This window comes from Acinetobacter sp. UBA991 (genome assembly GCF_002292065.1).
Lineage (GTDB): Bacteria > Pseudomonadota > Gammaproteobacteria > Pseudomonadales > Moraxellaceae > Acinetobacter > Acinetobacter higginsii.
On record NZ_DBBF01000027.1, the window covers coordinates 110603 to 126015 of the forward strand.

Consider the following 15413-nt stretch of genomic DNA (forward strand, 5'->3'; position numbering starts at 1 on the left):
GTGACATAATGTTTAAAAAAGTACTCATTGCCAATCGTGGTGCGATTGCCTGTCGTGTCATTCGTAGTTTAAAGAAACTTGGGATTCAATCTGTTGCGGTTTATTCCGAAGCGGATCGGGATTCCTTACACGTCAGTTTAGCTGATGAAGCGATTTTTATTGGTGATTCAGCTGCACAGCAAAGCTATCTTAATATTGAAAAAATTCTGGCTGCAGCACAGCATACTGGGGCCGAAGCGATTCATCCTGGTTATGGTTTTTTATCGGAAAATGCCGCATTTTGTGATTTGTGCGAGCAACAAGGTATCGAATTTATTGGTCCGACTTCACAGCAAATGCGTGATTTTGGTCTAAAACATACTGCACGTGAATTGGCAATTCAAAACAATGTACCCTTACTCCCAGGCAGTCAGTTGCTTATCGACTTGGCTGATGCCGTGTTTCAGGCCGATCAGATTGGCTATCCCGTGATGCTGAAAAGCACCGCAGGCGGTGGCGGTATCGGGATGCGTTTGGTATGGAATGCGCAGGAATTAAAAGAAGCCTATCAAACTGTTTCTTATCTGGCACAAGCCAATTTTAAAGATGCAGGGCTGTATCTGGAAAAGTTTGTCGAAAATGCGCGTCATATTGAGGTACAAATTTTCGGTGATGGTCAGGGTCATGTCATTGCACTTGGTGAGCGTGATTGTTCCGTACAACGCCGTAATCAAAAGGTGATTGAGGAAACACCTGCACCGCATTTGAATGATGAGCAACGTACTTATATTCAAAAAGTTGCGATTCAATTGATGCAGTCGGTGCAATATCGTTCCGCGGGTACGGTGGAATTTGTGATGGATACCGATACACAACAGTTCTACTTTTTAGAAGTGAATACACGTTTGCAAGTGGAACATGGGGTGACGGAACAGGTTTATGACGTTGATCTGGTTGAATGGATGGTGAATTTGGCCAGTGGGGATTGGCAAGCACCGCAACAGATTGCGCCACCCAAAGGTCATTCGATTCAAGTGCGTTTATATGCCGAAGATCCGATTAAGAACTTTCAACCTAGCGCAGGCTTATTGACCAGTGTCAAATTTGACCCTCAATCACGGGTGGAAACCTGGGTGGAAACAGGCTCAAATGTTTCTTCATTCTATGACCCGATGATTGCAAAAATTATTGTCACGGCGACAGATCGCGAGCAGGCGATTGCTGCCATGCAAAATAGCCTAAGCAATACGGAAATTGCAGGGATTGAAACCAATCTCGAATACTTACAGGAAATCATTGCAGGAGAGGTGTTTCAGCAAGGCATACAGACCACGCGTTTCTTGAATCATTTTGAATGGAAAACCCAAAAAATAGAGGTGTTACAGGCAGGGATTCAAACTGCAGTGCAAGATGTAACAGGTCGCTTGGGCTATTGGGACGTCGGTGTTCCGCCTTCAGGCGCAATGGATGCATTGAGTCTGAATGTTGCCAATCAATTGTTGGGCAATACATTTAACAGTTCGGGACTAGAATGTACCTTGCTTGGACCGACTTTAAAATTTCATTGTGACACTCAGATTGCCATTACAGGCGGCGAGATGGAAGTCAGTTTGGATGGCCAACCGGTTGCGATGTGGTCAACGATCAATGTGCGTAAAGGGCAGGTGTTAAAATGTGGTCGTATCAGTACAGGTTGTCGCAGTTATATTGGGATTAAACATGGATTTAATCTGCCTGCTTATTTAGGCAGTTTAGCCACATTTACCTTAGGGCAATTTGGTGGTCATGCAGGGCGTAACTTATTGATTGGTGATATGTTGCCAATCACTGAGGCGAAAACCGAGCAAACAGTTGTATTAAAGCCTGAACAAATCCCTAGTTTTAAAACTGAATGGGAAATTGCGGTCATGTATGGCCCGCATGGTGCACCTGATTTCTTTACGCCAAATGATGTTGCCATGTTTTTTGATCAAGACTGGGAGATTCATTTTAATTCGAGTCGTACTGGTATTCGCTTGATTGGACCGAAGCCTAAATGGGCACGGATTGATGGAGGTGAGGCTGGTCTACATCCGTCGAATATCCATGACAATGCCTATGCGATTGGTGCAATTGATTTCACTGGAGATATGCCGATTATTTTAGGGCCAGATGGTCCGAGTTTAGGCGGTTTCGTTTGTCCTGCGGTGGTGATTAACTCAGAGTTGTGGAAGTTGGGGCAACTGAAAGTAGGCGATAAAGTCAGATTTATTCCTGTCAGCTATACACAGGCGCAACAGCTAGAACAACGCTATCAATCGGCTTTACAGGATGAAACGATATCGCAGGTTAATTTTTCACCTGTATTCAAAGCTGAGCCTGTTACTTTAAAAAATGCGGTGTTGGCGACTTTGGATCAGGGCGCTGATAAACCCAAAGTGAGCTATCGCCCTGCAGGTAACCAATATCTGCTGGTGGAATATGGTGAACTGGTCTTGGATCTTAATTTACGTTTCCGTATTCATGCCCTGATGCAATGGGTACAGCAACAAAATATTCAGGGCATCATTGATCTGACGCCGGGCATTCGTTCATTACAAATTCATTTTGATTCGACAGTCTTAGAGCAACTGGATTTACTCCGCTTGTTACAGGTCGCTGAAAGTGAATTACCTGATATTGAAAATATGCAGGTACCGTCTAGAACTGTGTATTTGCCGTTAGCTTGGGAAGATTCACAAACGCAGCTTGCAACCGAAAAATATACCCAATTGGTTCGTCCAGATGCACCGTGGTGCCCAGATAATATCGAGTTCATTCGCCGTATTAACGGTCTTGCATCTAAGCAAGCAGTAAAAGATGTGGTCTATGACACGGCTTATTTAGTGATGGGTTTGGGAGATGTCTATCTGGGTGCACCTGTTGCCACACCGCTAGACCCGAGACATCGTTTAGTCACCACCAAATATAATCCTGCTCGAACATGGACGCCTGAAAATGCGGTCGGAATTGGCGGCGCCTATATGTGTGTTTATGGCATGGAAGGGCCAGGTGGCTATCAGTTTGTTGGACGTACCACACAGGTGTGGAGCCGTTATCGTCAAAATCCGAATTTTGAACCGCACAAGCCGTGGTTGCTTAGATTCTTTGACCAGATCCGTTTCTATGAAGTGTCCGAATCTGAGCTGTTGGAAATGCGTGAAGACTTTAAAGCAGGACGTTTGCAATTACGGATTGAAGAGGGGGTGCTGAATCTCAAAGACTACAATGCTTTTCTAAAAGACAATGAAAGCAGTATTCAGGCTTTTAAACAGGTTCAACAAAGTAATTTTGAAGAAGAACGCCGTCGCTGGCACGAAGCAGGCTTGGCTGAATATGTTTCCGAAAACATGGATGTAGTACTGGATGATTCAGAAATAATTGTTCCGAGTGGTGGCATGATCGTGGAGTCACATATGCCAGGCTCAGTCTGGAAAATTGAATGTACCGTGGGGGATATTATCGAAGAAGGTGAAACCTTGGCGGTAATTGAAGCAATGAAAATTGAAATCCCAATCCTGGCGCCTGCAAAAATGAAAGTTGACAGTATCTTGATTGATAAAGCACAAACGGTAAAAACAGGACAGGCATTATTCACGCTTGCACCTGCCGTATAGCGATTAAATTCATGATGCAGAAAAGGCCCTATGATGAAACATAGGGCTTTTTTTATGTGCATTTATTCAGCAATGCACACGTTTTTTTCTACTTTATTTGGCTAAAAAACTGGCATAGATACTGCATTAAATATTACGAATTATAAATTTGGTATTACTAAGGCTGAGGTGGTTATGAAAACGCAATCAATCCTAATTCAGTATTTCAAAGTTGCAGCGCGCTGTTTTGCCAATTTACTGAGCGTCCGTGCAGGTCTGTATGTAAAGCAAACCCAGCTTCCTAAACAGTAGTCTTCATTATGAATGCTCGTCCTAAACTAACCCGAATCAGTATTACCGTCCCTGAAAAAACGGTTGAGGCCTTAGATCAAACTATTGTCGAAGAGCATTATGAAAGTCGCTCTCAGGCAATTGTCGACATGATCAACAAGCATCTCATTGCTGAGCAGGCACAGCAAAATGCAGTCATGGTTGGCACGCTGACCTTGCTCTATGACGCCAGTTGTATGCCGTTGCGTATGCAGCTATTAGATTTACAACAGAAATTTTTAGAACAGGTGATCAGTTCATTACATATTCAACTGGATCAACAAAAAATATTGGAAGTGATGCTATTACAAGGTGGCAGTAATGACCTTAAACAAATTAGTCAACAATTTACGGCCTTAAAAGGAGTCATTAAAGGGCATCTGGAACTCATGGATGCCGTGATGCCACCCTTACAGCAAAATGAATAGGAAGCGTCGGCATTGGTATTGTCGCAAAACGTGGGATTCACATGTTCTCTGGGCAAAATTTCAAAAAAGATATGGGGTGATTATGAAGCAAGCAATAGCAACTTTATCCGTTTCAGTGCTGTTGGGACTGAGCCTTACAGCGTGTGATAATTCGGCCAAGGTGCCAACAGCGGAGAAAGCAACCGAGGCCAAAGACTCAATGTCGACGACACCAATGACGATTGGTTATAGTGATTGGCCTGGTTGGGTGGCTTGGCAAGTGGCGATTGAAAAAGGTTGGCTCAAAGACGCAGGCTTAAATGTTGACTTTAAATGGTTTGATTATTCAGCCTCAATTTCTGCCTTTGCTGCCAATCAACTGGATGCGGTGTTTATTACCAATGGAGATAATTTGGTGAATGCCTCGGGCGGAAGCAAGGGCATGATTATTATGGTCACAGATTATTCTGCGGGTAATGATGTGATTATTGCCAAGAATGGCATCAATAGCATTCAAGATTTAAAAGGCAAATCCATAGCTACAGAAAAGGGCTTGGTCGATCACCTATTATTATCGACCGCTTTAACGGATGCCAAGATTCCATTCTCAGATATTAAACTGGTCAATTCGGTAACCAATGAACTTCCTCAAGTGTTTGGCAGTCAGGATGTTGCTGCAATTGCAGTTTGGCAACCTGTTGCCAATCAAGCCCTAAAAGCGGTGGCGGGTTCCAAGATTATTTATAGTTCCAAAGATAAACCAGGCTTGATCTACGATACCTTGGCGGTAAATCCAAGTCATTTATCTGCGCATAAAGAGGATTGGAAAAAGCTGATTCAAGTGTGGGATAAAACGGTGAAATACATCCAAGACCCTGCCACCCATGCAGATGCGGTAAAAATCATGGCCAACCGTGTTGGTGTTGATCCTCAACAATATGAGCAGTTTATTAAGGGGACGCATTTACTGGATATTGCTGCGAATAAGAAAGTGTTCCAGAAGGGAACAGGCTTTGATTCGATTTATGGTTCGACCTATCACGTCAATCAATTCAATGTCAGTAATGGGATTTATAAAACTGAAGTGGATGTAGATGGCTTGATCTATCCAGCGTTGGTGGATGAGTTGAAATAGATATTTTCTAGTATAAAAAATCGTTCTCAATGAACGATTTTTTATACTCTCAGATTCTAAATTAACAGGACGATTGTAATAGAACCCTTTATCACAATCGTCCTTGTCTAGATCAATCACATAGAAATAGGATTAGTAAGTTCGCGTGGCATTTTTTAATAAATGCTTTTGCTCGTCAGCCAGCCATTGTTGTGTATCCGTGGTGGTTGCGGTTGTGGTATGAAATACAAAATCAGGTTGATAGATATCCAAGTGAAAATAAAGTCGATACAGCTCACCCTCAATCTGTTTCAGTTGGGTCAGGGTATTGGCATTTTCTATTTCAAAATCATCCAGTGAAATTGATTGCTGCAAACGACTGGTGATGGTACTAAAACCAATATGACAACCATTTAAAGTGACCGAGACTTCATAGCTTTCAATTGCTTTTAGATCATTATCAGGATGATCAATTAGACCATTCCTCAGTTGAATTTGTTGTTGAGGAAGGCGTGATTGTGCATAAGCCATGTGTTGATCGCAAATCATCAAGCCCCCATCCATAGGTACAATCTTTTGTGTTGCCACATGTTGCATTTGAAATAGACGTAAACCAAGCAATAAGCCATGCTGAGCCTGTTGTCGCCAATCTTCTACGTAGGCATGGGAAGGTGAGAACTCTAAAATGCTATTGCCGATCGGGTAAAGCTTGGCGGGTTCAGGCCATTGAATATGATTTTGATAGTTTTGATGAACCTGCCAAGAGAGTAATTCACGATCTGCATCCCATAAAGTATCGCCAATCCATCCTTGTCGTTCATATACTGGGGTTTGATTGGCATCGATCAGTCGAAGGTCAATGCTGAAAGATTTGGACTGAAACCAATACACAATGGTTTTTTCATCGGTCATGCCATTGAAGAAGCTGATACTTTTACGTCTAAAGCATCCCAGTAAATAGCGCGGTAAGGGGAAGTGAGTATCCATTGGGGTTGGCTGAAGTTGCACTAGTACGTCAAATAGGTTCATTCGCTTGCTCCTTGTTCATTTAAACCAAAGGAGTACAGCGGACGGGCATTTTCAAGTACCAGCTCACCCGACTGAATGCGTTGCTTGAGGTACATAAAAGTTTGAGCGGTTTGATTAAATAGATGCTCACCACCTTTCATTGGCGGATATAACGGCGCTTCATTAGGAATCAGTGGTTGAATCAGATAGTCATAATCACAGGAGAAGAACAGCGGAAATGAGTAACGCTCTTGCTGTACCCGTCTTACACGATGCTTGGTTGCCAGATAACGACCGTTGGATAAGATTTCCATCATATCACCAATATTCATCACCATAGTGTTTTCAATTAAGGGAATATCGATCCATTCGCCTTGTTTATTGAGTACTTGTAAACCTTCCGCCGTTGGAAATAAAAGGGTGAAACATTCATAGTCGGTATGTGCACCAATACCTGATTGATCTTGTGCTTCGGGATTGTAAGGGTAGTGAATCAACCTCAATTGGCTTGGCGCATGCTTTGAATGCGGTTCAAAAAAGTCCTCATTCAAATCAAGTGCCAAAGCAAAAGCTTTAAATAGTTGATTGCCGATGGCTTTGATATGTTGATAATAATTTAAGACCGTGTGTTTAAAGTGAGCATCTTCAGGCCATAGTGTTGGGCCGAGTAAAGGACGACGATGCCGTTCACCGAGATAGTCATAATTAATGTCATAAGATTCTTTTAGATCATAGACATTGGTTTTGAATTGTTCTTCGCCGATTGGCACATAACCACTATGATTTTCGGATAGACCAATATAATGTTGCATTTTAGTGGCTTGGTCTTGGCTAAAATAATGCTGCGCGGTTTGTTTTAACTGATCGAACAGTTCGGGTTGAAATTGCTCCCCCTGAATGTATAAGAAGCCAACGTCTTTACAGGCTTGATCAAGTTGCTTCACCACCTGTTTGCGATCTTCTAAACTCGTGCTGTTGAGGAGTGAAATATCAATTAAGGGCAACACATAATCATGGTTCATGAGATTCACCATTGGCTGGTCGTCCAGCAATAAATGAAGCGTATTGGGTCGTCCCAAACGCTATTTTATTTCTGTGTACTCATTTGGGTCATACGTGGAATTTTAGGTAAATCCTGCAACGCGGGATCTAGGGCTTCCTCTTGGTGATGTACCAACAGATCAACACGTTCCCGTAGTCGTTTAAATTCAGGCGACTGCATCAATTCCATGCTTCGTGGGCGTGGTAAATTGACCTCAATAATCTCTTTGACCTCACCCGGATTGGCTTTTAAAGCCACAATACGATCTGCCAGTAAAATGGCTTCATCCATGTCATGCGTGACAAATAAAATAGTAATATCAATGTTTTGCCATAAGTCCATGAGATGCTTTTGCATTTTTTGTCGGGTGTAGGGATCAAGTGCCCCAAAAGGCTCATCCATCAGTAAAATCTTGGGTTCATTGACCAAGGCCCGGGCAATCGCGACACGCTGTTTCATCCCACCAGAAAGTTCATGTGGAAACTGATTTTCATATTTTTCTAAGCCAATAATATTGATCCATTCACGCGCCATTTCTTCGGCACGGGTTTGACTGATGCCTTTCATCAAAGGCCCAAACATCACATTTTCTTTGACGGTTTTCCATGGAAATAAGGTATAGCCTTGAAACACCATGCCACGTTCTGAACTTGGGCCTTTAATTTTTTGTCCTTCAACCAGAACCTCACCACTGTGGTAGTCATCTAGACCTGCAACCACACGGCTTAAAGTTGATTTTCCGCAGCCCGAAGGACCAATCACACAGGCAAACTCACGCTTATGAATACGTAAATCAATCTGGTTCAGTACGGTTCGTTCTGAATCACCATGCTGAAAAATTTGTGTTAGTTGCTTAGTTTCCAACATTACGGGACGCGTATAAATATGCTCAAAATAGGCTTTGGCATCAAAATGATCTGTCATATTTATACTCCTTTTTTCCATTTAAACAGGGAGTTGCCGAGTTTCATTAAAATCAAATCACATAACAGTCCAATCACCCCGATAATCAGGATGGCGGCATAAACATTATCGAAATTTTGATAACGCGCTTGTTGCGTAATGAACCAGGTAATTCCTGAGGTCGCACCAATCAGTTCCGACACGATCAAATAGGTCCAAGCCCAACCCAATAGGACACGTTGATCACGATAAATATCAGGCAGTGCTGCAGGAATCACTACATGGAACAGGCTTTTAAGCTTATTGGTACCTAGGGTATAACCTGCTTCAACCAAGCCGCGATCAACCATTCGAGTGGTATTGGCAATGATCAGAATTTGCTGAAATAAGGTTCCAATTACGATAATGGCAATTTTCGGAGCATCATTAATGCCTAAAATCGCCACCGCCAATGCCCCGAAAGCGGGTGCGGGCAGGTAGCGAAAGAACTCGACAAAGGGTTCAGTTAGCTTGGAAATAGTATTGGAAAAGCCACAGAGGATACCAAGCGGCACACCGATCAATGAAGAGATAAAAAACGCCGTAAACACAATCTTGATACTGTGCCATAGGCTTTGATGTAACCAAGGGGCATCGGCCTGTTGCGGAGGCGTGGTAAACGAAGTGAAAAGTGCTTTCGCCACTTGATGTGGTGCAGGCAAATAAATTGGATTGACCAGAATACCTGTAGGCGGTGTTTTGCCTTGATTGACGGCATCTTGAGCCTCTGCATAGTAAGCCTGCTTATCTATTCGGGTGCCTGCCTGTAGATAAGTGGCTGAGCCTGCATTGGTAATTTGAACTTGTGGATGCCAGATAAATGGTAAGTAACTGACACAGCTCCAGATTAAGATGGGAATCAGAAAAGATCCCAAACTCAATAAAAGCTTTTTCCTTTTTGACAATACTGAATGATGCATAGGTGCACACCCGTAGTAATACTAATTGAATAAAACGTAATACTAATTAGCAATTTTGATGCCAGTGCAGATGCTGAATCGCAAAATAAGGGTGAAGTGCAGTCAATGAAAAGAGAGATAGGCACTTTGTAATGCTTTTAATGTGTTTGTACCTATCTGTAAGTGAGTCCTTAATGCTTGAATAGATTCAGGTTATTGAATTTTATCAGCAGTTGATCAGGAGATTCCAGCCACGCTGGGTCAGGCTGAATACAATCGATGGGACAGACAGCGAGGCAGGTGGGTGCTGTGTAGAAACCGACGCATTCGGTGCAACGTTCTGGGTCGATTTCATAGAGTTTTGCACCTTCATTAATCGCTTGATTGGGGCATTCAGGCAAGCACATATCACAATTGATACATGCATTGGTAATGATGAGTGCCATATCAATCTGCCGAATAGGCAAGTGCTGCAGATTGCAACTCGGTTGTGGCGTGGGGCAAATTACGAATCAATAGGGCATATTTAATATCGATCTCAGCGGAGAGTGGAATTTCTACGATATGACCTGAACCTTTGGCATTTTCAATGGCATTGCCCTTAAGATCACGCATCTGTTCTAATTTGAAGTTGATATTGCCTTTGGGTGTCATTAACTCAAGTGAATCACCAATCACAAAGCGGTTTTTAACCTCAATGCGAATATAGTCACCATGACGGCCAATCACTTCACCGCAAAATTGTTGATAGTCAAAATGTGATGAACCATCGGTATAATTTTGATAATCGCTATGCACATGGCGTCGCAAGAAGCCCTCGGTATAACCACGATTGGCCAATCCTTCCAGTTGTGTCATCAAGCTAGGATCAAATTCTTTACCCACTAGTGCATCATCAATGGCTTTGCGGTAAATCTGTGCAGTACGGGCACAATAAAAATAAGATTTGGTACGACCTTCAATCTTTAAAGAAGCGACACCCATTTGAGTTAGACGATCCACATGCTGTACTGCGCGTAGATCTTTGGAGTTCATGAAATAGGTGCCATGCTCATCTTCTTCAGCGGCAAACATATCTTCATCATTACGCTGCACCAAAACAGTTTGCGCCGTATTAGTGTTGTTTGATGTCTGTGAGCAACATTGCTGTTGGGTATCGACTTGCTGAACAGGAATGACATCACCATTGGCATCTTCTTGCGCTGAGTGGATTTTATAGTCCCAACGACAGGCATTGGTACAGGCGCCTTGATTGGCATCACGTTTATTCATATAGCCCGATAACAAGCAACGACCTGAATAGGCCATACACAGTGCACCATGTACGAACACTTCCAGTTCAATTTCAGGGACATGTTTCTGGATTTCTTCTATTTCTTCTAGCGAAAGTTCTCGTGACAAGATCACGCGACTTAGACCATAGTCTTTCCAGAATTTTACAGTAGCCCAATTGATCGCATTGGCTTGTACCGACAGATGAATCTGCATCTCAGGGAAATGTTCACGTACTAACATAATCAAACCAGGGTCTGACATAATCAGCGCATCGGGTTGCATGGCAATAATAGGTTCGATATCTCGGATAAAGTTTTTGAGCTTACTGTTATGCGGCTGGATATTGACCACCACATAAAATTTTTTGCCTAGGGTGTGGGCTTCATCAATCCCGATTTTTAAATTGTCATGATCAAATTCATTGTTGCGTACGCGTAAGCTATAACGTGGCTGGCCTGCATAGACCGCATCGGCACCATAAGCAAAAGCATAACGCATATTTTTAAGTGAACCAGCAGGAGAGAGTAATTCAGTATTCATGATGCGGAATAAAAGGCATATAAAAAATAAGGAATTATTTTAGAAAGTTCAGCATAAGGATTCAACCTAGCATTTTGCTCAGGATTTTATAGATGTTTAGGGGAAATCTAGGCCATAAAAAAGCACCCGAAGGTGCTTTTTAGAATTAGTGATGACGGTGCTTTCTTTTCTTCTTGTATTTTTTAGACTGGTAATTGTCATAGTCACGGTCTTGACCGACTTTACGGCCTAGAGCAGAACCACCTGCCGCACCAGCAGCAGCACCGATATAACCGCCAGTCGTACCACCGAGGTTTTTACCTACAGTATAACCACCCACGCCGCCTAAACCACCACCAATGGCAGCTTCAGTACGGGTACGTTTGCTACTTGCAGCCGCTGCACCACCAGCACCACCGAGTGCAGAGCCAATCATTGCGCCGCTGTTTCCACCCATTTCTTTACCAATTGCAGTACCTACAACACTACCAAGCGCAGAAGTTGCAGCAACACGGGTTGCATTATCAGCATGAGCAGCAGTAACCAATGATGAGCTCGCAAAAACAGCAGCACATAACCAAGCATTTAATTTCATTTTTGACTCCGTGTCCGAAACATGACGGACCTCTTTTTCATGGCTGCAAATGTAACAAAGTTTGAGTATGAAAGTGTGGAGAAGCTTTTCTGAATTATTACTCTTTGGTGTCTGGATTGTAGTGTTTTGTTGCTGAGAATAGTAAGGAATGAGGGTTAAGTTTGATTAAACAATAAGATAGTTAATCACTGCACAAAAAAATGAAACCTTATTTTAAGGTTCCATTCATTTTTGAATTAATCTAATGGAGCATCTTTGCTGCTTTGTTCTTCAATTTTGAGCTGGCGAGGATTCAGTTCAGTTTGCAAACGTAGATAGTTTAAGTCACGGATATTCTTTTGGGTTGCGACCACGCCAAACAGACTTAATAAGAAGGACATGATGTAAAAGCCTTTTTCACTCATGGTCAGATCCGCATTCCATAAGCTCACCAATAAAAGACCGATACAAAGTGCCATCGAAGCCCAGCATAGCCCATAGTAAATCGTCGTAACGGGAATTTCTTCGAGTTGGTCACGGACAGTTTTCTGTAATGATGCAGCAGAGAAAAGTCCATAAAGCAAGATCACTAGATAATAGCCTTTTTCATGCAAGGGCATATTGGCATTCCATAGACCAATCATAAAGCCAACGCCACCTGCGAGTAAGGCCACCCAACTCGCAGCGATAAAGGCTGAGGTGGGGCGGTTTATAAAATTATTCATAGATTATCCTGTTGTTTTATCTTTCTATTTGTCTTTCATTATTTATATATAAGCCTTGATCAGAGAACAAGCAATGAAAACTAAAACTGAACAATTTGTGATGAAATGGGTGAGGAATAGTAAGTTCCCCTGATTCTCTATGTCTTTTAAGCAGTAGAGTCTGTAAACTATGCGCAATTTTTTGATTTTGCTCGTGCTTCATTGGCACTGAGTCTTTAGATTTTGAGATATTCCGCCCATGAAAGCATCACTCCGTTTAAGACTCGATCAACTTTGTGATCGTCACGAAGAGCTGACTGCATTACTCGCTGATGTAGAAGTAATTTCGGACAATAAACGTTTTCGTAAACTGTCCCGTGAACACAATGATTTAACTGAAATCACCGAGGTTTGGAGCAAATATCGTCAAGCGGAAGAAGATATCGAAACGGCTGAAATGATGAAATCAGATCCTGATTTCAAAGACATGGCCGAGGAAGAAATCAAAGAAAATAAAGCACTTTTGGTTGCGCTTGAAGAGCAGTTAAACGTGTTGATGATTCCGAAAGATCCAAATGATGCCAACGCAGCCTATCTTGAGGTGCGTGCGGGTACAGGTGGTGATGAAGCGGCGATTTTTTCGGGTGATCTATTCCGTATGTATAGCAAATACGCTGAAACACAAGGCTGGCGTATTGAAGTGCTTTCTGAAAACGAAGGCGAGCATGGCGGTTATAAAGAGATCATTTGCCGTATCGATGGCGAAGGCGTGTATGGTCGTTTGAAATTTGAGAGTGGTGCACACCGTGTACAACGTGTCCCTGCGACTGAATCACAGGGTCGTGTACACACTTCGGCTTGTACCGTTGCGATTCTGCCAGAAGTCGATGTAGATACCACCGTTGAAATCAATCCTGCCGATTTGCGTATTGATACTTACCGTGCATCAGGTGCGGGTGGTCAGCACATTAACAAAACCGATTCAGCGGTACGTATTACTCATATCCCATCGGGTGTAGTGGTGGAATGTCAGGAAGAACGTTCACAACATAAGAACAAAGCCAAAGCGATGGCTTTGTTAGTCTCACGTTTAGAAAATGCGAAACGTGCAGCAGCGGATGCAGCCACCTCAGAAATGCGCCGTGACTTGGTCGGTTCAGGTGACCGTTCAGAACGTATTCGTACGTATAACTACCCGCAAGGTCGTATGACCGATCACCGTATTAACCTGACTTTATATAAGTTGGATGCGATTATGGAAGGTGATTTAACTGAATTACTGGATAGCTTACACCGTGAATATCAAGCGGATCAGTTGGCGATGCTTGCACAGGAAAATGGCGGCTAATGAATATTGCTCAAGCCTTAGAGATCAAAGGTGAAATTGATAGCTATGAACGTCAAGAGGCGGCGTGGCTACTCGAACATATTTTGGGGATCAATGCTTTAGAACTCAAATTAAGACTTGAGCAAGAACTGACTGAAATGCAGGAGCAAGCTTATTTAGATGGGCTGGCTCGTATCGAACAAGGTGAACCGTTGGCCTATGTCACAGGTTCACAACCGTTTTGGACGCTTGATTTAAAAGTTACCCATGACACTTTGGTGCCGCGTCCCGATACCGAAATCCTTGTGGAAACGGTATTAAAACTGCCATTAAGTTCACATGCCAATATTGTTGATCTAGGTACAGGCACGGGTGCAATTGCTTTGGCACTGGCGAGTGAGCGTCCACAATGGCAAGTGACTGCAACTGATATCTATGCACCGACTTTAGAAGTGGCACAGGACAATGCCGTTCGACATGGTCTCATGCAGGTGAAGTTTGCTTGTGGTGCTTGGTTTGAGGCTTTAGAACAGCAACAGTTTGATCTGATTGTATCGAATCCGCCATATATTGATCCTGATGATGTGCATATGCAAAAGCTCAAGTCTGAACCTGAGCGTGCATTGATTGCAGATAAGCAGGGTATGGCAGATATTGAGATTATCATCACCCAAGGTAAAGACTGGCTTAAACCGAATGGCTGGATTGTGCTTGAACATGGTTATGACCAAGGCCAAGCAGTACGTGATATTTTTGAGCAACACGGTTTTGAGCAAATTCAGACCATCAAGGATTATGGTGGCAATGACCGAGTGACCTTGGCTCGTTGGGTTTAAGCCTGTTTGTGAATGGTATCACGCCAACCTAATAATCTATTTTCCAGTAGTTTCATCAAACTATCAGATATTTTTCCAAGCAAAGCCAATAAAATAATCGCAATAATTACAATATCTGGGCGTGAAGTTTCTCGTCCATCACTGAGTAGATAACCAATTCCTTGAGTTGCAGCAATCAGTTCGGCTGCAATCATAAACATCCATGATAAGCTCAAGCTATTGCGTAAACCTGTCAGGATTCCAGAAGACGCGGCAGGCAACACAATTGAGATAACTCGTTGCAATGCATTGAGGCGATAGACTTTTCCAACCTCAATCAGTTTGCGATCTACATTATGGATGGCTGCGACCGTATTGGTATAGGTCGGAAAAAAAGCACCTATCGCAATCAGTGTGATTTTAGAAGATTCATCAATCCCTAACCAAAGTAATAATAATGGAATCCATGCCAGGCTTGGAATGGATTTGAGTGCGGAAAAAGAGGGTTCTAAATAGGCTTCTACTTCTTTGCTTAAGCCAACCCAAATCGCAAAAATTAAAGCTAAACCACTACCGATTGCAAAACCGATGAGTACTCGCCAAGTACTGATGTAAATGTGCTGGAGTAAATCAGTTTGAGCCAAATCCCAAAAAGATTGCCACAAGCTACTGGGCGCAGGAAGCAGATATGCTTCGATATCGCCATTTCTAACTAAGAATTCACAGAGTATTAACAGCAGAGTAGGAAGTAGCAATGCTTTTAGCCAACGAATGAGGTTTGGGCTAAAACGCTTTTTATTAGTTTGTGTGCTTTGCTGAGCGAGAAAATCGGTTAGCTCAGCCTTGTGACTTGAATTGCTCATG

At 42.8% G+C, this 15413-nt stretch carries 14 protein-coding genes; 5 read left to right on the forward strand and 9 right to left on the reverse strand.

The features are described from left to right. Positions 1 to 8: 8 nt before the first annotated feature. From uca to B2727_RS11310, 3 genes are all read left to right on the forward strand, one after another. Positions 9 to 3614, forward strand: a complete 3606-nt coding sequence (gene uca / locus B2727_RS11300) for an urea carboxylase (protein WP_033132981.1) — start codon at positions 9 to 11, stop codon at positions 3612 to 3614. A gap of 299 nt (positions 3615 to 3913) precedes the next feature. Then, positions 3914 to 4351, forward strand: a complete 438-nt coding sequence (locus tag B2727_RS11305; RefSeq protein WP_004654007.1) for a CopG family ribbon-helix-helix protein — start codon at positions 3914 to 3916, stop codon at positions 4349 to 4351. An 82-nt stretch (positions 4352 to 4433) separates the two neighbouring features. After that, positions 4434 to 5465, forward strand: coding sequence for an ABC transporter substrate-binding protein (locus B2727_RS11310; RefSeq protein ID WP_033132980.1), 1032 nt, complete (start codon positions 4434 to 4436; stop codon positions 5463 to 5465). 132 nt (positions 5466 to 5597) lie between these two features. Here the strand turns inward: B2727_RS11310 and B2727_RS11315 are convergent, their stop codons facing one another. From B2727_RS11315 to yiaA, 8 genes are all read right to left on the reverse strand, one after another. Continuing rightward, positions 5598 to 6473, reverse strand: a complete 876-nt coding sequence (locus tag B2727_RS11315; protein ID WP_033132979.1) for a hypothetical protein — start codon at positions 6471 to 6473, stop codon at positions 5598 to 5600. Then, positions 6470 to 7486 (reverse strand): isopenicillin N synthase family dioxygenase, encoded by a 1017-nt coding sequence (locus B2727_RS11320; RefSeq protein ID WP_033132978.1) that lies wholly within the window; start codon positions 7484 to 7486, stop codon positions 6470 to 6472. Before B2727_RS11320 ends, B2727_RS11315 begins: the two co-directional genes overlap by 4 nt. Before the next feature lie 53 nt (positions 7487 to 7539). Continuing rightward, positions 7540 to 8418 (reverse strand): ABC transporter ATP-binding protein, encoded by an 879-nt coding sequence (locus B2727_RS11325; RefSeq protein WP_033132977.1) that lies wholly within the window; start codon positions 8416 to 8418, stop codon positions 7540 to 7542. Between the two features lie 2 nt (positions 8419 to 8420). Continuing rightward, the gene (locus B2727_RS11330) at positions 8421 to 9356 is read right to left on the reverse strand and encodes an ABC transporter permease (RefSeq protein ID WP_033132976.1); all 936 of its coding nucleotides are present in this window, start codon (positions 9354 to 9356) and stop codon (positions 8421 to 8423) included. Between the two features lie 170 nt (positions 9357 to 9526). Beyond that, on the reverse strand, positions 9527 to 9781 hold the full coding sequence (locus B2727_RS11335) for a YfhL family 4Fe-4S dicluster ferredoxin (protein ID WP_033132975.1): 255 nt from the start codon (positions 9779 to 9781) through the stop codon (positions 9527 to 9529). A gap of 1 nt (position 9782) precedes the next feature. Then, positions 9783 to 11150, reverse strand: coding sequence for a tRNA 5-hydroxyuridine modification protein YegQ (gene yegQ / locus B2727_RS11340; RefSeq protein ID WP_033132974.1), 1368 nt, complete (start codon positions 11148 to 11150; stop codon positions 9783 to 9785). Between the two features lie 145 nt (positions 11151 to 11295). Continuing rightward, entirely contained in the window at positions 11296 to 11724 is a 429-nt protein-coding gene (locus tag B2727_RS11345) for a hypothetical protein (protein ID WP_004806422.1), read from the reverse strand. A gap of 236 nt (positions 11725 to 11960) precedes the next feature. Further along, on the reverse strand, positions 11961 to 12428 hold the full coding sequence (yiaA, locus tag B2727_RS11350) for an inner membrane protein YiaA (RefSeq protein ID WP_033132973.1): 468 nt from the start codon (positions 12426 to 12428) through the stop codon (positions 11961 to 11963). Between the two features lie 238 nt (positions 12429 to 12666). On the opposite strand from yiaA, the gene prfA reads away from it, so the two are divergent. Beyond that, positions 12667 to 13755, forward strand: a complete 1089-nt coding sequence (gene prfA, locus B2727_RS11355; protein WP_004653992.1) for a peptide chain release factor 1 — start codon at positions 12667 to 12669, stop codon at positions 13753 to 13755. Further along, positions 13755 to 14570, forward strand: a complete 816-nt coding sequence (gene prmC / locus B2727_RS11360; RefSeq protein WP_033132972.1) for a peptide chain release factor N(5)-glutamine methyltransferase — start codon at positions 13755 to 13757, stop codon at positions 14568 to 14570. The genes prfA and prmC overlap by 1 nt, the downstream gene beginning before the upstream one ends. Here the strand turns inward: prmC and B2727_RS11365 are convergent. After that, complete coding sequence (locus B2727_RS11365; protein ID WP_005313245.1) at positions 14567 to 15412, reverse strand: ABC transporter permease; 846 nt, start codon at positions 15410 to 15412, stop codon at positions 14567 to 14569. The two genes, prmC and B2727_RS11365, sit on opposite strands and share 4 nt — an antisense overlap. Between the last annotated feature and the right edge of the window lies 1 nt (position 15413).

Bases quoted from the DNA above. Each gene is read 5' to 3' on its own strand.
- uca (WP_033132981.1), top strand. From the start codon at position 9: ATGTTTAAAAAAGTACTCATTGCCAATCGTGGTGCGATTGCCTGTCGT.
- B2727_RS11305 (WP_004654007.1), top strand. From the start codon at position 3,914: ATGAATGCTCGTCCTAAACTAACCCGAATCAGTATTACCGTCCCTGAA.
- B2727_RS11310 (WP_033132980.1), top strand. From the start codon at position 4,434: ATGAAGCAAGCAATAGCAACTTTATCCGTTTCAGTGCTGTTGGGACTG.
- B2727_RS11315 (WP_033132979.1), bottom strand. From the start codon at position 6,473: ATGAACCTATTTGACGTACTAGTGCAACTTCAGCCAACCCCAATGGAT.
- B2727_RS11320 (WP_033132978.1), bottom strand. From the start codon at position 7,486: ATGGTGAATCTCATGAACCATGATTATGTGTTGCCCTTAATTGATATT.
- B2727_RS11325 (WP_033132977.1), bottom strand. From the start codon at position 8,418: ATGACAGATCATTTTGATGCCAAAGCCTATTTTGAGCATATTTATACG.
- B2727_RS11330 (WP_033132976.1), bottom strand. From the start codon at position 9,356: ATGCATCATTCAGTATTGTCAAAAAGGAAAAAGCTTTTATTGAGTTTG.
- B2727_RS11335 (WP_033132975.1), bottom strand. From the start codon at position 9,781: ATGGCACTCATCATTACCAATGCATGTATCAATTGTGATATGTGCTTG.
- yegQ (WP_033132974.1), bottom strand. From the start codon at position 11,150: ATGAATACTGAATTACTCTCTCCTGCTGGTTCACTTAAAAATATGCGT.
- B2727_RS11345 (WP_004806422.1), bottom strand. From the start codon at position 11,724: ATGAAATTAAATGCTTGGTTATGTGCTGCTGTTTTTGCGAGCTCATCA.
- yiaA (WP_033132973.1), bottom strand. From the start codon at position 12,428: ATGAATAATTTTATAAACCGCCCCACCTCAGCCTTTATCGCTGCGAGT.
- prfA (WP_004653992.1), top strand. From the start codon at position 12,667: ATGAAAGCATCACTCCGTTTAAGACTCGATCAACTTTGTGATCGTCAC.
- prmC (WP_033132972.1), top strand. From the start codon at position 13,755: ATGAATATTGCTCAAGCCTTAGAGATCAAAGGTGAAATTGATAGCTAT.
- B2727_RS11365 (WP_005313245.1), bottom strand. From the start codon at position 15,412: ATGAGCAATTCAAGTCACAAGGCTGAGCTAACCGATTTTCTCGCTCAG.